The sequence below is a fragment of the Terricaulis silvestris genome (genome assembly GCF_009792355.1).
GTDB lineage: Bacteria > Pseudomonadota > Alphaproteobacteria > Caulobacterales > Aquidulcibacteraceae > Vitreimonas > Vitreimonas silvestris.
This window is the reverse complement of record NZ_CP047045.1, coordinates 251,135-268,460: the sequence shown is the minus strand read 5'-3', so window position 1 is coordinate 268,460 and position 17,326 is coordinate 251,135. Positions and strand designations below refer to the sequence as shown.

Genomic DNA, 17,326 nt, shown 5'->3' with positions numbered 1-17,326 from the left:
ATTGCGCCGTCTTCTTGGCGCTTGCTCTTTCAGAACAAGCGCAGATGTACGCTTTCGCGCACCACACAAGTTCCCCCTCGCAGCGGATCAAACGTACCCCGCTGCGCCCTGAAGGCAATACGCTTCTAACGACAGGAAGTTCCCTATTTGGCTGGCGCCGGCTCACGTTTTGCGTTCGGCGCCGCACCGCAACCGGCGTTGGTGATGTCCAGGTAGAATTGCTGCATGTCCCAGGCGCCGGTTGGGCAACGCTCCGCGCAGAGGCCGCAGTGGAGGCAGACGTCTTCGTCCTTGGCCATGACGCGGCCGGTCTTCAGGCCGTCGGCGACATAGATATCTTGCGTTAAGTTCATGGCCGGCGCGTTGAGACGCTCGCGTAGATCGGTTTCTTCGCCGTTATCCGTGAACGTTATGCAATCCATCGGGCAGATGTCGACGCAGGCGTCGCACTCGATACAGAGATCGGCGCTGAACACGGTTTGCACGTCGCAATTCAGACAGCGTTGCGCTTCCTTATATCCCAGCAGCGGGTCGAAGCCCTTCTCGACTTCGATCTTCACATTCCGCAGTGCAACATCGGGCTCGACCAGCGGCACCTTGTAGCGAAGGTCCAACGAAATGTCGTTGTCGTAGGCCCATTCGTGGATGCCCATCTTGGTCGACATCATGGACACGCCTGGCGGTGGACGCTGCTTTACGTCGTCTTTGCTGAGGAAGAGATCGATCGACACGGCAGCGTCATGGCCGTGGGCGACAGCCCAAATGATGTTCTTCGGACCAAACGCTGCGTCGCCGCCGAAGAACACGTTGGGGATATCGGATTGCATCGTCACGGGATCGACGACGGGCACGTCCCATTTGTCGAACGTCATGCCGAGGTCGCGTTCGATCCACGGGAATGCGTTTTCCTGGCCGACGGCCATCAGCACGTCGTCGCATTCGTAGTGCACGTCCGGTTCGCCAGTCGGTTCAAGCTTCCGTTTCCCGTCCTTCTCGACCCAGCCCATCTTAGTGAACAGCACGCCGGTGAGCTTGCCGTTCTCGTGGGTGAATTCCTTGGGGTTGAGGAAGTTGATGATCGGGATGCCTTCGTGCTGGGCGTCTTCCTTCTCCCAAGGCGAGGCTTTCATCTCCTCGAAGCCGGAGCGGACGATGACTTTCACGTCCTCGCCGCCCAAGCGGCGCGAGGTGCGGCAGCAATCCATCGCAGTGTTGCCGCCGCCGAGCACGATGACCCGCTTGCCAATCTTGTCGGTGTGCTCGAACGAGACGTTGGATAGCCAATCGATGCCGATATGGATGTTCTTTCCGGCTTCCTTCTGGCCGGGCAGATTCAGATCGCGGCCGCGCGGCGCGCCAGTGCCAACGAAAACGGCGTCCCAGCCTTGAGCCAGAAACGCTTTCAGCGACTCCACGCGCTCGCCGAAATGCGTCACCGGCTCGTAGCGGAGGATGTAGTTCACCTCTTCGTCGATCACGCTTTCCGGCAGGCGGAAACGCGGGATCTGGGTGCGGATCATGCCGCCGCCCTTCTTGTCGCCGTCGAAAATGTGGACCTCGTAGCCAAGCGGCAGCAGATCGCGCGCGACGGTCAGCGAAGCCGGCCCTGCTCCGATGCAGGCGACGCGCTTGCCGTTCTTCGTCGCGGCTTTCGGCGGCAGTAGAGACTCGATCTCGCCCTTGTTGTCGGCGGCGACGCGCTTCAGGCGACAGATCGCGACCGGTTCGGGCTTGGCTTGGCTTTCCTCTACGCGGCCACGGCGGCAGGCAGGCTCACACGGACGATCGCAGGTGCGCCCGAGGATCCCCGGAAACACGTTCGACTTCCAGTTGATCATGTATGCGTCGGCGTATCGCTGATCGGCGATGAGGCGGATGTATTCCGGCACCGGCGTGTGCGCGGGGCACGCCCATTGGCAGTCCACGACCTTGTGGAAGTAGTCCGGGTTCTTGATGTCGGTAGACTTCAAAGCGCTGCTCCGTCGTGCACGCGCAACCTAGCCCGCCGCCCTGTCCCCCGCAAAGGCCGCGTGTCGCACGCTACTTGATAGTGAATCGCAACGGCGAGAGGCCGGCGATCTCGGCAGCGACAGCGTCGCCGCGGTGTAGCGGGCCGACGCCGCTTGGGGTGCCAGTGAAAACCAGATCACCCGCTTTGAGCGCCCAAGTGCGCGAGAGGGCTGCGACGATTTCCGGAACTGTCCAGATCATCTCGGAGAGATTGGCGTTCTGACGGATGGCGCCGTTGACGGAGAGCTGAATGGTCCCCGCTGATAGATGGCCGATCGCGCTGGCGGGCGTCAGCGGCCCGATCGGCGCGGAATTGTCGAACCCCTTCGACGCGTCCCAAGGTCCGCCGGCTTGCTTGGCCGCGGCTTGCAGGTCGCGCCGCGTGAGATCGACGCCGACGGCGTAGCCCCAGACATGATCGCGCGCGGTCGCTTCGGCGATCTCGGCGCCGTCCTTGCCGATGGCGAACAAGAGTTCGACCTCGTGGTGCAAATTCGACGTTTGCGTCGCGTACGGGATGGCGCTGCCACTTTCAACCACCGCATCGGCGGGTTTCGTAAAGAACACCGGTGGTTCGCTTTTGGGGTCATTCCCCATTTCGCGGACATGGTCAGCGTAATTTCGCCCGACACAGAATATGCGGCGAACGGGAAAGCGCGCGTCGCTGCCTCGTATGGCAACGGAAGGCGCCGGCGGCGGATCAAACGCGAACTGCATGAATCGCTTTGACCACGCTCGCGCGCCACGCGCAAACTGCGCGTGGCCGGGGAAGCGGCGCGACCTCCGCGACGCAAATACTTGCGCGCGCGCGTGGGGCACCCAACTTGACCGGCTATCCGCGAGGGGCGGGCGTGATCGTTTGGCTGGTTATCTTTGGCCTGGCGACGCTGGTGTGGATGCAGTCGCAACACATCGGCGCGCTGAGGCGCAGGCTCACTGAGCTTGAGCGCCATTTTGGCGTGGCGGACGACGTTGTGGCTGCCCCAGAGACGCCGCGCGAAGCGCCTATGACCGAACCGCTGCTGCTCGATACGCCGCTGCCGCCGGACGACCGCGAGCCGCTGTTGCTCGACACGCCGCTGCCGCCGGACGAGCAAGAGCCGCTGCTGCTCGACACACCGCTGCCCGAAGCCTCGAACGACGATGAGATCGAACCGGTCCCCGCCTTGACCGGCGCGGTGCATCGCCTGCCCGAACCTGCGCAGGCAGCGGCCGCGCAGGGGCCGGAAATCGCGGCACGCACTTCGCCAACGCGGATGCAGCGGCTGGAGCGCTGGATCACTGAGAAGGGCTGGGCCTGGATCGGCGGCGGCGCCGGCGCGCTGGTCACGGCTTACGTTGTTGGCATCGGGATCGCTCAGCTTGCGCCGACAGCGCAGCTGATTTGTGTGATTGCACTGGGCGCAGCCTTGCTCGGCGCAAGCGAATGGACGCGCCGTACCGCAATCGCGCGCCCGCGCCCGATCGTGGCGGCATGCCTGGCTGGCGCCGGCGTCCTCGCTCTCTACGGCGCCGTGTGGCTCGCACATGGCGTCCACGGCATGATCGGGATTGCGACGGCGACGACGCTGCTTGTTCTGTGCGCGGGCGGGCTGATCGGACTTTCGATCCTGCATGGCCAGGTGATGAGCGTACTGGCCGTCGCCGCGGCCTTGCTGGCGCCCGCCCTCACACACCCCGGATTGTGGCCCACGGCAGGCCTAACGCTTTTCATCTGCGCTGTGAGCGCCGGTGGTTTCAGCATCGCCGCGCTGCGGCGTTGGTCCTGGGTTGCGGTCGTCACGGTGGCGGGACTGTATTGCTGGTTCGGGTCAGCCATCGCCGACGACCAGATTCGCCGTGCATGGGTGGCGCTGAGTTTCGCCAGCCTGGGGTGCGTCTTTCTTGCGCTGCGACCGGCGCGGGACGTGGAAGAGCGTGGATTTTTCTCATGGCGCCGCGCGCATCTCGCATTGCCGGCGGTCGCGACCAGCATCAGCAGCGTGCTCTTGATTTGGGTTTGGCTTGCGACGTCCCCCGCGCCCACCGGCTTGGTGGCTGGCCCCGCCTGGGTCGGATCCATGTTCGTGGCGCTGGCGGCGGCCACGGTTCGGCTGCGCGTCGCCGCGCCTGCGACGTTGGCAATCGCGGTCGCGGCTTTGGTCGTTGGCTTCATGGCATACTTGCGGTCACGGTTCTTCTTCGGACCGCTTGGTGCGGATTTTTATCCGTTCGTCCTGTTCGCGGCGTTGGTCGTTGCCGCGTCGGCGCTGCTTGCGCGGCCGAACCGGCACGGCCGGACTATGGTTGCGATCGCGGGCGCGGGTGGATCGGCGCTGCTCATAGTGCTCGCGGCGTTCTCGCGCGAAGCTTGGCATTCCCCTCAAGCCTGGGCGCCGTTGCTGATTGGCGCCCCCTTGTTGTTCGCGGCGGCGTGGCGCGCGGAGCAATATGCGAAAGACGCCGAGAAGGATCGCGCTGTCGGCGTCTGGGCCGGCGCGGGCGCCGTGCTATTGTTGCTCGGCATCGAGTCAGCCTTCCCCGCCGAGGCGCGAACCACCGCACATGCCGGCGCGACGCTGCTGCTGGCGAGTGGGCTGGCGTGGCGAAACTGGCGCGTGCTGGGCTACGCCGCTCTGGGCGCCGCGTTGCTCGCCATCGGATATGCGCTCTCGCCGGCGCTGCTGAACGCCGCGATCGCAGACGCGATTCCGATCTGGGGCGCGCTCACCATCCTCGCGACAACCGTCATTCTGCTGATGGCCGCCGGCGCCGTCGCTGACCGAGCGCAAAACCGGCCGATGATGCACGCGATGCTGACGGGCGCCGGGGTGATCGTCGTGTTGATCGGCGCGTTCCTGGTGCTGCGCTGGATCGCGGCCAGCGTGCAGCTCGACCGCTTCGCGGAAGAAGCGCTGCGTGCGCTGCTGCTGCTTGGCGCCGGACACGCCTTGATGGGTCGGCCCGCACAGGAGCCCGTTGGCCGGTGGCGTGGCCACGTTCTGATGGGGCTTGGGTTTGCTTATGCGCTGGTGATGGCGGGGCTGGTGCTCAATCCGTGGTGGGGGCAAACGCCCGCGCGTGTGTTGGGACCGCCGATTTTCGACACGCTGCTGCTCGCGTTCGCCGCGCCGGCTGTCCTAGCGGGTTTCGCGGGGTACCGGGTTTACGCGCAAGAGCAGCATGCAGGCCGTGTCTATGTCGCGGTAATGGCGGCGTTCGGCTTGATCTGGGGGGCGATGGAAACGCGACGGCTGTTTCACGGCGCATCGCTCGAAGCAACTCCGGTCGGCGTGCTCGAAGGCGCTTGCTATGCGCTCATCGCGCTCGTCGCAGCACTCTGGATCGCGTTGTACGCGCGCGCTCACGCGCGCGTACGGCGCCCGTTCCCGCAAGACGTCGTGCTCGTCAACCCAACGGCGACCATCGCCGCTATTGTCGTTGCCGGGCTTATCATGTTGATCGTTCGCCATCCGTGGTGGGGCGGTCAGGCCGAATCGGAAAGCATGGCGCTTGGCGTTGGCTTGGCCGTCCTCGCGCAAGCGGCCGCCGTTGCGATGGCGCTGACGTTGGGATGGTTGCACAACACGACACAGACCACGGCCCTTCCCTTTGCGCTGATGCGCGAGCCCGCGCGCGCGGAAGACTCGGCCCGCTTTGCGGCGGCGGCGGGCGTAGCGCTGTTCGGCTGGAGCTTTGGGCACGGCGCCATCCGCTGGTTTTATCACCAGGGGGCCATGGATGATGGCAACTTGCTGAGCGGACTGGAAGGCTACGCGCACGCGATCTGGCCGCTGGTGTTCGTACTCGCGGCTTGGGAAGCAACCGAGCGTGCAAGCGCCCACGAGAGCATTCGCGCCTTCGTGTCCGATCTGCAAGCGATCTGGGCCAGCGCGATCTGGGCGGCGTTGGGGTTTGCGGCGTTGGGACTGTGCGTGTTGTTTAACCCGTGGTGGGGACTTGCGCCGGTCGAGATGCCCACCGGGTTCTCTTTGGTGCTGGGAATGGCGCTGTTGGTGGTCGGCGCCGTTGCGAGCTTCGCGGCGAGACGCATCGACCAGGCGCGTTGGGCCGAGGCGCTCCCGCGGGCGACCACGATTCTGTGCATCGTCTATCTCTTCGTGGCGCTGACGATTCTGGTGCGGTGGATCTTCCATCGTGGCGACATGACCGCGCCGAGCGTGATCGGCGTGGAGCTGTGGACGTATCCTGCCGTGTGGGCGCTGTTCGGTGCGTTCACTGTCGCGTGGTTTTCGCGCACGTTCCGGCCGGAGCCGCCGCAAGCGCCGGGCGACCTGCTTCAGATCAAGCCAAGCGGGCGGCGTGAAAGGCGACATGGTCGGCGACAAAGGACGCCATGAAAAAGTACGAGTGATCGTAGCCTTCCTGGCGGCGCAGTGTGAGCTTTTGGCCCGCCTTTGCAGCGGCTTGTTCTAGCAGCTCGGGCCTGAGCTGATTTTCCAAAAACTGATCGCCTGTGCCTTGATCGACGAGAATGTCGTCGAACGAATTGGCTCTGCCGACTTCGATCAGCAGCGCTGCATCGTGCGCGCGCCAAGTATCGCGATTGGGGTCGAGATAGGCGGTGAAGGCTTTCTCGCCCCAGGAGCAGCGCGTGGGTGATGAGATCGGCGCGAACGCTGAGACGCTTTTAAAGAGCTCCGGATACTTCATCGCCAGCGTCAGCGCGCCGTGACCGCCCATGGAATGGCCGAAGATCGAGCGCTTGGGCGCGAGCGGGAACGCGGCCTCGACGGTGGTGATGAGATCGCGCGTGATGTAACTTTCCATCTTGAAGTGCGGCGTCCAGGGCGCTTGCGTGGCGTCGATGTAGAAGCCGGCGCCTTGACCGAGATCATACGCGGGATCATCGGCAACGCATTCGCCGCGCGGCGACGTATCGGGCGCGACGATGGCGACGCGATGTTGCGCAGCGGCGCCATATGCGCCGGCTTTGGTGGTGAAGTTGTCTTCAGTGCAGGTGAGGCCGGAGAGCCAGATCAGATACGGAAACGGCCCCTCGCCCGGCGGCGTGAACACAGAGAGCCGCATCGGCGTGCCAGTCGCGGCGCTTTGGTGTTGAGCGTAGGTGAGCGTGCCGCCGTGAACGCGGTGCTGGGCGCGGATTTCCATGGGCGTGAGGTAGAGCGTTGAGGTGACGGCGCCAAGCGGGCATGGGTTCGCGCTATGCGGACCTGGAAGTTCGCAAAAAATGGGAGAACGGGGCGCGCGATCCGCGCTGAGGTAGTCTCTTGGGTTTGCACGATCCATCTCTGAACCGCGCCGCGCGCTTCGCGCGCCCCGTTTTTCCGGTCGTTTTTCCCGGCCTGGGACCGAGGAGTTGTTGAACGCTGACGATGGTCAGCTCGCCTCCCGGACGATGATCCGGCGTTACCCCTCATCGAAGGATGCGCCTCGGGGCTTAGCTCCATTCCCAATTCGCCGGTGCTGTGGGCAAGGCTTCCGAACCTTGCACTTTGCGGTTTCACTCCCCGCAAACAAATCCCACCGACCGTGTCCGCACATTCCAAAGTTTCGGACGTCTCAGAAATCTGCCGTGTGCGGACGGAGCAACTGTAGGCGCGGAGTCAATTCGGTCGGATAGATTGGCGCGACTATTTGCAGGTTGGAGCGCGCGCCTCCGGCGCGCATTGGCGCTTAAGCTTGAAAGTAAAGGCGCAAAAGAAGCGGGCCGGAGGCCCGCGCTCCAACCTTCTTCGTACGGAAGTGTGGGATAGAGACGCGTTCTATCCCCCTCTCTCACTGCTTCTTGCCGCGATCGGTGTAGAACACCGCCAGCTTGTTGCCGTCGAGATCGCGGAAATAGGCGAAATCACCGAAGGCGCCGCGCGGGCCGGGTTTGCCTTCGCAAGCCGCGCCGAGCGAAAGCGCTTTATCATAGACGCGCGCGACGTCTTCCTGCGCGTCGACATTGATGGCGAGCATGGTGCCGTTGCCGGGATGCGCTTCCGCTTCGTTGTACGGCCGCGTGACCATGATCATGGCGCCTGAGCCAAGGCGATACATTTGGCCGTGCGGCGTCGGAAACAGCTTTTTGCCGCCGAGTTCGGCGGTGAGCGCATCGTAGAACCCGCAGGCGCGATCGAAATCGTTCGAGCCGATGCAGACGTAGCCGATTTGAGCCATGGCGATGTTCTCCCTGAAGACACTGTTTCGGATCAATCGCCCCCGCGCGGGGGACGTCAAGCCTGACGTTGCGTCGCCACTCGATACGAGTCCGTCGTTCAGTAGCGGCAGCAGCAACACGCCGCAAAATCTCAGAAGGGCGGATGCCATTCCTGCAATGCATAAAGCTGCAAACGCCGAGGTTCGATCACGTAAACATATCGCACTAGCAGGTGGGGACCGGAGATCAGCGCCCCCGGCTGATCGTTCCAGTCGGTCTCGCGCACGCGCATGATGGACTGCGGATCCTGTAGCGCGCTTCGAAGATCGACGAAGTGCTCGGCGTCAATGGACTCCGCGCGCGATCGACACACTTCGAACTCGCGATCGAAGCTCGAGGTCCAGCCGTTCTCGGGATCTGATGTATCGCTCAGTTCCACTTTGGCTAGCTCTTGGGGCATGACTTCGTAGATCGCCAAGCCGCATCCGCCCTGAGAATCGCCAATCGATCCTATGGTGGTTTGGGCGATACGTGGCGCGAACTCGAACTCCGACGGAGGCTTCAGAGGTTCAGGCGCCCCGCACGCTCCGAGCAAGGCGACGGCGCAAACGAGCCAGCGCATCGATCAATAAACCCGCTTCTTCGGCGGAATGTATTCGACTTCGTTGGTCATCGTGTTGGTATGCACAGGGCGATAGTCGATCGTGGCTTTGCCGGTGTTCATGTCGAGCCAGGCGAGCGTGTGCTTCATCCAGTGCTGGTCGTCGCGGTCGGGGAAGTCTTCGCGGGCGTGGGCGCCGCGGGATTCCGTGCGGTTCAAGCCGCCGGCGACGGTGACGACGGCTTGGCCGAGCAGATTGTCGAACTCGAGCGTCTCGACCAGATCGGTGTTCCAGATCATCGAGCGATCGGTGACGCGCACGTCCGGCGCCTCGGCCCAGACTTTCGCCATGCGCTCGACGCCTTCGGCCAACACCGGGCCAGTGCGATAGACGGCGCAGGTGTCTTGCATCGTGCGCTGCATTTTATCGCGGAGCTTCGCCGTTGGGATTGATCCGTTGGCGTTGCGGAATTTGTCGAAGCGCGCGAGGTGCGCGTCGCCCGCGCCTTTTGGCAGCGACGCTTGCGACGCGTTGGCTTCGAGCTTGTCGGCGACGCGTAGGCCCACAGCGCGGCCGAACACGACGAGATCGATCAGCGAGTTGGAGCCGAGGCGATTGGCGCCGTGCACGGAAACACACGCGGCTTCGCCGACGGCCATCAGTCCGGGAACGATGCTGTCGGGATCGGCGCCGACTTTGGTCAGCACTTCGCCGTGATAGTTGGTGGGGATGCCGCCCATGTTGTAGTGCACGGTCGGCAGCACCGGAATTGGTTGGCGCGTGACGTCGACGCCAGCAAAAATCTTGGCGCTTTCGCTGATGCCCGGCAGGCGTTCGTGCAGCACTTTTGGATCGAGGTGATCTAGGTGCAAGTTGATGTGATCCTTGTTCGGACCGACGCCGCGGCCTTCGCGGATTTCGAGCGTCATCGCACGCGAGACCATGTCGCGCGGCGCGAGATCCTTCACGGTCGGCGCGTAGCGCTCCATGAAGCGTTCGCCGTTTGAGTTGGTGAGATAACCGCCCTCGCCGCGCGCGCCTTCGGTGATGAGGCAGCCTGCGGGGAAAATGCCGGTCGGGTGGAATTGCACGAACTCCATGTCTTGCAGTGGCAGGCCGGCGCGCAACACCATGGCGCCGCCGTCACCAGTGCACGTGTGGGCTGATGTGCACGAAAGGTACGCGCGGCCGTAGCCGCCAGTCGCCAGCACGACGGTTTGGGCGCGGAAGCGATGCAACGTGCCGTCGTCGAGCTTCCACGCCGTGACGCCACGGCAGACGCCGTCTTCGTCCATGATGAGGTCGAGCGCGAAGAACTCGATGAAGAAATCGACGCTGTGGCGGAGCGATTGGCCGTACATCGTGTGCAGCATGGCGTGGCCGGTGCGATCGGCGGCGGCGCAGGTGCGTTGGATCGGCGCTTCGCCGTAGTTCTTGGTCATGCCGCCGAAGGCCCGCTGGTAGATCTTGCCTTCGTCGGTGCGCGAGAACGGCACGCCCCAGTGTTCGAGTTCATAGACGGCGGCGGGTGCGTTGCGGGTGAGGTATTCGATCGCGTCTTGGTCACCCAGCCAGTCCGACCCCTTCACGGTGTCGAACATGTGCCACTGCCACTTGTCTTCGCCCATGTTGCCGAGCGCGGCGGAGATGCCGCCTTGTGCTGCAACGGTGTGCGAGCGCGTGGGAAAGACTTTGGTGATGCAGGCGGTCTTCAGTCCCGCTTGCGCGGAGCCCAGTGCGGCGCGAAGTCCAGAGCCGCCGGCGCCGACGACGACGACGTCAAAGGTGTGATCGATCCAAGTGTAAGCGGCCAACGAATCAGACTCCGAAATTCACGAGCAGCACGGCAAAGATGGCGCCGACGCCCAGCACCAAAGGCACGGCCACGTTCAAGAAGATGAGCGCCACTTTGGTGAAGGGCTTATGGATGTAGTCGAGGATCACTTCCTGCATGCCGAGCGACATGTGGTAGAGCCCGAGCGCGACAAGCAGGATGATTCCGACGGCGTTCACTGGATTCGAGATGAAATCGATCGTCGCAGTGTAGCTGGCGTCGCGGATCGAGAGTGCGGCGCCGACAACAAACCACGGCGCGAGGATCGCGAGCGCGATCGAGGTGGCGCGGAGCGCGATGAAGTGGCCTGTCCCCTCGCGCGCGGCGCCGTGATGGCGGACCCGTCCGAGTGGCGTGCGCATGCTGTTTTTGGCGTTGCTCATGCTCAAACTCCGAACCGCAGCAAGAGCCAAAGAAGGATGGGTACTGCGAAGCCGAACAGGATAGCGAACCAGGCGCTGGTGTCGGCGTCGCCCGGCGTGAGGCCGGCGCCGGTATCGAACACCAAGTGACGGATGCCGTTGGCGAGGTGATAGGCGACGCCCGCGACAATCACATAAAGCGCGATCTGCCCGAGCGGCGACATCAGGATGGCTTGCGCCGTAGCGTACGTCTCAGGGCCAGCCGCAGCGGCCATCAGCCAAAGCGCCATGCATATCGCCGCGCCATAGAGCCCGATGCCCGACAAGCGATGCAGGATCGAGCTTGCCATCGTGACATGCCAACGCCACACCGAAAGATGTGGCGCGATGGGTCTATTCTCCGGGCTTGCGCCGGCCATGAGCGACCTCTTCTTGCTTGATATAGGTACGGAATTCGCGCCGGACATTAGGGGCGCCTGACCTCAAGTCAACGCTTCGGAATGGCGCACCAATAGTCGAAATCGAGGACGACGGCGGGATCGTACTCGCCAGCCTCGGTCTTATACGGAAAGTCCGCCGCAGAGCGATTCTTCAGCGCAACGAGGCGGAGCCGCAGCGCACCGGCTTCGCCGAGATCGTCTTTGTCCAGCACTTCGGACCAGGCGTAGACGGTGTCGCCCGCGAACAGCGGGTTGACGTGGCGGCCGCCATTGATGGCGAGCATCAGTTGGGCGTTGGCGAGGCCGTTGAAGGCGAGCGCGCGGGCGAGCGAGATGGCGACGCCGCCATAGATGAGCCGCTTGCCGAAGCGGGATTCTTTTTGCGCGAGCGCGTCGAAGTGGACCTTTGCGGTGTTTTGGTAGAGGCGCGTCGCGAGCTGGTGTTCGGCCTCCTCGACTGTGATGCCGTCGACGTGGTCGATCTTCTCGCCGATCTCGTAGTCGCTAAAGGTGTGGACCGAGCCGGCGAGCGCGAAGTCGTAGGTGGAGAAATCGAGCGCAGGCGGCAGCATCAGCTCGGGCGGCTTCACCACAGGCGCCGGTGTTTGCGGCGGCGAATCCGTTGTCGGCGCGTTGGCGTCGCGCTTATTGACCATGGCCCAGCGCACATAGGTCAGCACCGGGAGTTCTTCCTGGTTGAAGCCGGTGGTGCGCACGGTGACGATTCCGGTCTTGCCGTTGGAATTGGCCTTGACGCCGAGCACTTCGGAGACGGCGTTCAGCGTGTCGCCGGGATAGACCGGCGTGAGGAAGCGGCCTTCGGCGTAGCCCAGATTGGCGACGGCGTTGAGCGAGATGTCCGGCACGGTCTTGCCGAACACGGTGTGGAACACGAGCAGCGGATCGATCGGCGCGCCGGGCAGCCCGCAGTTTTGCGCGAAGCTGTCGGCGGAGAAGAGCGCATAGCGTGAGCCTGTGAGCGCGATGTTGAGCACGGCGTCGGCCTCGGACAGCGTGCGCGGCGTGGCGTGCGCGATGACTTGGCCGGGCGCGAAGTCCTCGAAGAAGTTGCCGGGGTTGGATTTGGTCATGCCGTCTCTCTTTCCGACGGCGCGGGCGCGGCTTCAACCTCTTCGAGGGCGAGCCAGCCGGAATAATGCGTGAGCCGGCCGATCAGAGGCAGCGCGATCGGCACATCGAAGCGGAAGCGGCCCTGCTCGTCGGCGCTTTCCGTCGCGGTGGAGCGTGGGGCTAGGAAGGCGGGCAGCGGTATGGGACCGATGCGCCAGCCGATGATGGTCATGGATAGCACGCCGCCAGCGACGCTGAGCTGCATGTCGAACCCGAACGGGCCGAAACTTTCGCGGACGATACCAGGCGCGACGGCGCGGAGGCGGCTTTCCATAAGCCGATCGCCGAAGCGGCGGGTCCAGGTCTCCTTGTTGGGATCGAGACGCATGGTGACGCGGACGGGGATGCGCTCGGCTGAACGCGGCATGCCGAACAGGCGCGCGGCGAGCCAAGCGAGCGGCGATATCGCGCCTTGGACGCGGGCTTCGCCGCGCAGGCGCGTCACCGGGCCGGCGCGATGCGCGGCGCGGACGGCAGGCGCGGCGTTGTCGAACGTAGCGCCCAGTGCCGTTTCGAACGGCGCTTGCAGTGGCGTGACGTCGATCTGCGTTGTGAAGCCATGACGGGCAAACGCTGGCTCGAACTCATCCAACGTCAGCATGCCGACGCACGGTCGCGCGCCGGGCGGCGGCGGATCGCCGGCGATGAAGCGTTGCGCCATCAGGAGCGCGGCGAAGGTTGGCGTGTATGGGCCCTGCCCGTTTGGTGCGAACATGCTCCAGCGGGCGAAGACTGGGCGATCTTCGGCGTCACGACCAAGCGCTTCGACGATCATGCCGCCGCGATCGGTGCCGAACGGCAGCAGCAGATTGCCGGCGCGGCGCAGTAGGTCGGCCAAGCGCACGGGATTGGGGATGATGCGCCAACGTCGCAACGCGGCGACAAACTGCATGGCGCGCTGCATCAGCGGCAGTTCGAGACCCGCCATGAACAGCGCGGTGTCTCGCGGGGCATAGCGTGCGGGGATGAGATCGAGGTCGGGCACTTCGGTCAGCGCGAAACGGCGGCGACCCAGCTTCGGTACTTCGAAGACGCCGCAATCGGACCAGCCAACGCGCTCACGCCAAGCGCCGTCCTCGAACACGCGCACCGGCGCGCCGACCCAGCCGAGGATCGCCTTCATCACCGCTGGCCCCCGGTCCATCTTGTTGGCGGGTGCGATCCCGGTGCGGACGATGTCGAGCCGGCGCCATCCCGCGCGGAGCTGATCGAGCACGGCATGCGTTAGCGCCGGCGTAGAGCTTGCGCCGGTGATAGCGGCGACGCCGTGCTGACGGGCGAGCGCGTCGAGCGATGGAAAGGCGGCGACGAAATCGCGAGCGTCGGCGAGATCGATGTAGTTGGCGCCGGCTTCGATGACGGCGCGCGTGAAGCGGAGATCGGCGCCTTGGAACGGGCCGGCGGCGTCGATGATGAGGTCGGCGCGGAGGGCGCGGAGAACGTCGGCCGTCGCCGTGTCCCGATCCAGCGCAATTGCTTCGGGCGTGCCGAGATCGGTGGCCGCCCGCTGGGCGCGCTCGAGCGAACGGCCGGCGAGGATGATGTAGGAGCTGGTGCTGGCGTGCAGACCTTCGGCTAAGCGCCGCCCGAACACGCCCGAACCACCGACGATCACGACGCGCTTCATGGCGCACTCTCGATGATGCGATCACGGAACGCAGGATCGCCGGCCCAGCACTGCTCCTTGCGGCCAAACCATTGGTAGCGGTTGCGCGCGACGCGGTCGTAGAACCAGTTGCGCAGCGGACGCGGCAGGACGCGCGCCGCATTCGACCAGCGCCAGACCGACATTGCGCGCAGGACGTTCAAAGCGGCGTCCGATTTGAAGAAGGCTCTGCCGTCAATCACCGCAAGATTCGTTTCAGGCGCTTCCGCGTCAATGCCGAAGCGTTGCGCGAGCTGGCGACCGTAGGCCGACTGGATGGCGATAAACTTGAAACGTCCGGCGCGATCGTGCGCATGCACGAAATGGGCGCCGCGCGAACAAAGGACGCAATCGCCGTCGAACAGGATCAAGTCCTGCGTAATATCCGGCGCGGCGACGGGCTCCCAGCGCATGTAACGAATCTAGGGCTGTTCATCGGCGCGTCCTATGAGACAAAGCGTCCGCATGGACCATGTCATTCTCCTGCGCTGGCTGCACGTCATCGGAGCGTGCGTGCTTCTCGGCACGGGCGCGGGCATCGCGTTCTTTATGGTGATGGCGCATCGGACGCGCGACGTTGCGTTTGTCGCTCAGACGGCGCGCGTGGTGGTGATCGCGGATTGGGTGTTCACCGCGTCGGCGGTGATCGTGCAGCCGATCACCGGCGCATTGCTGGCGCAGGCCGTGGGCTGGAAGCTCAGCGAAGGCTGGATCGTGCTTTCGCTTGGGCTCTATGTGGTGACGGGGGCGTTCTGGATTCCGGTGGTGTGGATGCAGCACCGGATGCGCGATCTGGCGGTGCAAGCGGCAGCGTCTGGCGGCGCATTGCCGGATGCGTATCATCGGCTCTTCCGCGGCTGGTTCATTTGTGGCTTCCCAGCGTTCGCAGCGGTGCTGGCGATCATATGGCTGATGTTGGCCAAGCCTGCCCTTACATTTGGCTGATCGCTTCGCTACCCTTCACTAGAGGTGTCGCTTGCGCGTTTCGGCAACCAATGTAGCGATTGCGGCGCTCGCTGGCGTCACGTTTGTCTACACCGTTCTCAATCATTATCAGGCGCCCTACTTCGACCATTGGGACATTGCGCCGCTGCTCGAAGCAGACGACGAACAGTCACTCACGCTTGCACGCGTGTTCGACATCCATGGCGGCCATTGGCACACCAGCGCATATGCGCTGCTTGTGCCGCTGGCGCGGCTCACCGGCTGGTCGCATCTCGCCGAATCGTTGGCGAGCTTTGCGTTCATGGCGGCGACGGCGACGTTAGCGCTGCGCCTCGCGGCAAGGTTCGCGAGCGAAGCGATTCTGGAAAACCGAAAAGCAATGCTTGCGTTGGGTACAGCGTTTCTCGTGTTTTCGCTGGATCAGGCGTCCAACCTGCTGTGGGGCTTTCAGGTTGCGGTGTTCATAAACCTGTTCGGCGCCGTGCTGATGATTAGCGCGCTGGCGGGAGGAACACTTTCGTTTGCGGCATTTGCCACAGCGTTGACCGGCATGTGCCTCTCCGTTTTCGCCTACGGGACGGGGTTCGCGTTGATGCCGATTGGCGTCGCGTTGATCGCTTTGAACAGCGCGCCTCGCATGCGGCGCCTAACGTTCGGCTTAGCATGGGTCGCACTCAGCGCAGCGCTTTGCTTGGCGTTCGTTCAGGCGCTCGAGCGCGCGCCAATGGGCGGAGGCTTTGACGCGAGCGATCTCACCCGCCCGGATTTCTTGCCCTACCTTGGGCTCTTTACGCTGAACTTCATCGGCGCAGGCGTCGCGCGCTTCACCAGCGATCTCGTGATTGCGGTCGCATTGATCGGCATGGTTGCGGCGAGCGCGGCCGTCTTCGTCTTGCGCCGGCGCGGCGTGACTTGGACAACGCTGGCGGCGCCCTTGGCGCTTTGCGCGTTCGGCATTGGCGCGGCGTTGCTGTGCGGACTGGGACGCTATGATTTTGGCGCGGAGCAAGGCGCAAGTAGCCGCTATATAAGTCTCTCGACGCCGTTCTGGCTTGGCGCACTGTGGCTTTTGCTGGCGGCCTTGCGGCAAGTGCAAGATCGAAGCCTCCGCGCCGGCGTCATCGCGCTGCTTGCGGTGCTGGCCGTGCTCAAGCTCGGCAACAGCATTCAAAGCGCGGCGAAGCACGTGACTCTATCGCGTCAGATCGCGGCGATCGCGGAAACGATGCGCGCTGAACCGGATCATGCGGCAATCGCGGCGCGTCAGATCAGCTTCGAGCGGCAAGATATCGCGCGGCACGTCGCGTTCCTGCGCGACAAGGACTGGAGCATGTTTGCTACGCGCGCGAGGCGATCGCCTCCGCCACGGCAACCACCCGAGTAGCCTCTTCAAGGTGCAACAGTTCGGTCATGCGGCCGTCGACCTTGATCACACCCTTCCCGGCATTCTCAGGCAGTGCGAAAGCGGCGATGACGGCGCGGGCGCGGAAGATTTCTTCGTCCGTCGGGGCGAAGACGGCGTTGCAGGTTTCGATCTGGCTGGGGTGGATTAGGGTTTTGCCGTCGAAGCCGAACTCTAGGCCTTGGCGGCATTCGGCTTCGAAGCCGCCGGCGTCGGCAATGTCGTTGTAGACGCCGTCGATCACGGTGAGGCCCTCGGCGCGGCCGGCGGTGACGGCGAGCGACATGGCGGTGAAGAACGCCGCGCGATTGACGCCGGCGCGGGCGCGGGTTTCCTTGGCGAGATCGTTCAGGCCCATCACGAACACCGCGAGCCGCGTGCGTTTGGCGGCTGCGGCGATCTCGGCCAGGCTCAGAATCGAGTGCGGCGTTTCGATCATGATCCAGAGCGAAGCGTCAGCGCCGAAGCCGGCGGCGCTCATGGCGTCATCCAACGCCCTCACTTCGGCGGCCGACTCCACTTTCGGCGCGAGGATGCCATCGGGGCGCGCGGCGCCGGCGGCGGCGATGTCGTCCCTGCCCCAGGGCGTGGCCAACGCGTTGACGCGGACGATCACCTCGCGCTTGCCGTAGCCGCCGACCTGGACTGCGGCGGCGACTTGGGCGCGCGCTTCGGCCTTGGCTTCCGGCGCTACGGAATCTTCCAAGTCGAGCAGCAGCACGTCGGCGGCGAGCGTCTTTGCTTTTTCGAGAGCCTTGGCGTTGGCGCCTGGCATATAGAGGCAGGAACGGCGCGGGCGTGCGGTCATCTCTTGCTCGTAAGCGCGCCGCAGGCGACCATTCGCCCGCG

Annotated in this window: 15 protein-coding genes; 3 read left to right on the top strand and 12 right to left on the bottom strand. The window is 64.4% G+C overall.

The genetic code is table 11. The features are described 5' to 3' along the window. Positions 1–143: 143 nt before the first annotated feature. Together DSM104635_RS01305 and DSM104635_RS01300 are read right to left on the bottom strand one after the other, a co-directional pair. Positions 144–1,970 (bottom strand): FAD-dependent oxidoreductase, encoded by a 1,827-nt coding sequence (locus DSM104635_RS01305; RefSeq protein WP_158764458.1) that lies wholly within the window; start codon positions 1,968–1,970, stop codon positions 144–146. 70 nt (positions 1,971–2,040) lie between these two features. After that, positions 2,041–2,727, bottom strand: coding sequence for a fumarylacetoacetate hydrolase family protein (locus DSM104635_RS01300; RefSeq protein WP_158764457.1), 687 nt, complete (start codon positions 2,725–2,727; stop codon positions 2,041–2,043). A 134-nt stretch (positions 2,728–2,861) separates the two neighbouring features. Between DSM104635_RS01300 and DSM104635_RS01295 the strand changes: the two genes are divergently transcribed. Further along, the gene (locus tag DSM104635_RS01295) at positions 2,862–6,350 is read left to right on the top strand and encodes a DUF2339 domain-containing protein (RefSeq protein WP_158764456.1); all 3,489 of its coding nucleotides are present in this window, start codon (positions 2,862–2,864) and stop codon (positions 6,348–6,350) included. Here the strand turns inward: DSM104635_RS01295 and fghA are convergent. The 9 genes from fghA to DSM104635_RS01250 all read right to left on the bottom strand — a co-directional run bounded on the left by fghA (position 6,295) and on the right by DSM104635_RS01250 (position 14,543). Further along, positions 6,295–7,122, bottom strand: a complete 828-nt coding sequence (gene fghA, locus DSM104635_RS01290) for an S-formylglutathione hydrolase (protein ID WP_158764455.1) — start codon at positions 7,120–7,122, stop codon at positions 6,295–6,297. The genes DSM104635_RS01295 and fghA overlap by 56 nt on opposite strands. 627 nt (positions 7,123–7,749) lie before the next feature. Beyond that, positions 7,750–8,136, bottom strand: a complete 387-nt coding sequence (locus DSM104635_RS01285) for a VOC family protein (RefSeq protein WP_158764454.1) — start codon at positions 8,134–8,136, stop codon at positions 7,750–7,752. Positions 8,137–8,267: 131 nt separating this feature from the next. Then, entirely contained in the window at positions 8,268–8,594 is a 327-nt protein-coding gene (locus tag DSM104635_RS01280; protein ID WP_158764453.1) for a hypothetical protein, read from the bottom strand. 147 nt (positions 8,595–8,741) lie between these two features. After that, the gene (gene sdhA, locus DSM104635_RS01275; RefSeq protein WP_158764452.1) at positions 8,742–10,532 is read right to left on the bottom strand and encodes a succinate dehydrogenase flavoprotein subunit; all 1,791 of its coding nucleotides are present in this window, start codon (positions 10,530–10,532) and stop codon (positions 8,742–8,744) included. Positions 10,533–10,536: 4 nt separating this feature from the next. Continuing rightward, positions 10,537–10,935 (bottom strand): succinate dehydrogenase, hydrophobic membrane anchor protein, encoded by a 399-nt coding sequence (gene sdhD / locus DSM104635_RS01270; protein ID WP_158764451.1) that lies wholly within the window; start codon positions 10,933–10,935, stop codon positions 10,537–10,539. Between the two features lie 2 nt (positions 10,936–10,937). Next, positions 10,938–11,333, bottom strand: coding sequence for a succinate dehydrogenase, cytochrome b556 subunit (gene sdhC, locus DSM104635_RS01265; protein WP_158764450.1), 396 nt, complete (start codon positions 11,331–11,333; stop codon positions 10,938–10,940). Between the two features lie 68 nt (positions 11,334–11,401). Beyond that, a complete protein-coding gene (locus DSM104635_RS01260; protein WP_158764449.1) occupies positions 11,402–12,445 on the bottom strand; it encodes a MaoC family dehydratase in 1,044 nt (347 codons plus the stop codon). Further along, positions 12,442–14,112 (bottom strand): saccharopine dehydrogenase family protein, encoded by a 1,671-nt coding sequence (locus DSM104635_RS01255; RefSeq protein ID WP_158764448.1) that lies wholly within the window; start codon positions 14,110–14,112, stop codon positions 12,442–12,444. Before DSM104635_RS01255 ends, DSM104635_RS01260 begins: the two co-directional genes overlap by 4 nt. Next, on the bottom strand, positions 14,109–14,543 hold the full coding sequence (locus tag DSM104635_RS01250; RefSeq protein WP_158764447.1) for a thiol-disulfide oxidoreductase DCC family protein: 435 nt from the start codon (positions 14,541–14,543) through the stop codon (positions 14,109–14,111). Before DSM104635_RS01250 ends, DSM104635_RS01255 begins: the two co-directional genes overlap by 4 nt. 52 nt (positions 14,544–14,595) lie before the next feature. Between DSM104635_RS01250 and DSM104635_RS01245 the strand changes: the two genes are divergently transcribed. Continuing rightward, positions 14,596–15,075 carry a DUF2269 family protein gene (locus DSM104635_RS01245; protein ID WP_158764446.1) on the top strand — a complete coding sequence of 160 codons (480 nt, stop codon included), beginning with the start codon at positions 14,596–14,598 and terminating at the stop codon, positions 15,073–15,075. 31 nt (positions 15,076–15,106) lie between these two features. Then, positions 15,107–16,459, top strand: coding sequence for a hypothetical protein (locus DSM104635_RS01240; protein ID WP_158764445.1), 1,353 nt, complete (start codon positions 15,107–15,109; stop codon positions 16,457–16,459). On the opposite strand, the gene DSM104635_RS01235 is transcribed toward DSM104635_RS01240, so the two are convergent. Beyond that, positions 16,413–17,285, bottom strand: a complete 873-nt coding sequence (locus tag DSM104635_RS01235; protein WP_158764444.1) for an HpcH/HpaI aldolase/citrate lyase family protein — start codon at positions 17,283–17,285, stop codon at positions 16,413–16,415. The genes DSM104635_RS01240 and DSM104635_RS01235 overlap by 47 nt on opposite strands. Positions 17,286–17,326 lie beyond the last annotated feature (41 nt).

Coding starts and splice junctions, on each gene's coding strand:
- DSM104635_RS01300 (WP_158764457.1), bottom strand. CDS start 2,727: ATGCAGTTCGCGTTTGATCCGCCGCCGGCGCCTTCCGTTGCCATACGA.
- fghA (WP_158764455.1), bottom strand. CDS start 7,122: ATGGAAATCCGCGCCCAGCACCGCGTTCACGGCGGCACGCTCACCTAC.
- DSM104635_RS01285 (WP_158764454.1), bottom strand. CDS start 8,136: ATGGCTCAAATCGGCTACGTCTGCATCGGCTCGAACGATTTCGATCGC.
- sdhD (WP_158764451.1), bottom strand. CDS start 10,935: ATGAGCAACGCCAAAAACAGCATGCGCACGCCACTCGGACGGGTCCGC.
- sdhC (WP_158764450.1), bottom strand. CDS start 11,333: ATGGCCGGCGCAAGCCCGGAGAATAGACCCATCGCGCCACATCTTTCG.
- DSM104635_RS01260 (WP_158764449.1), bottom strand. CDS start 12,445: ATGACCAAATCCAACCCCGGCAACTTCTTCGAGGACTTCGCGCCCGGC.
- DSM104635_RS01255 (WP_158764448.1), bottom strand. CDS start 14,112: ATGAAGCGCGTCGTGATCGTCGGTGGTTCGGGCGTGTTCGGGCGGCGC.
- DSM104635_RS01250 (WP_158764447.1), bottom strand. CDS start 14,543: ATGCGCTGGGAGCCCGTCGCCGCGCCGGATATTACGCAGGACTTGATC.
- DSM104635_RS01245 (WP_158764446.1), top strand. CDS start 14,596: ATGGACCATGTCATTCTCCTGCGCTGGCTGCACGTCATCGGAGCGTGC.
- DSM104635_RS01235 (WP_158764444.1), bottom strand. CDS start 17,285: ATGACCGCACGCCCGCGCCGTTCCTGCCTCTATATGCCAGGCGCCAAC.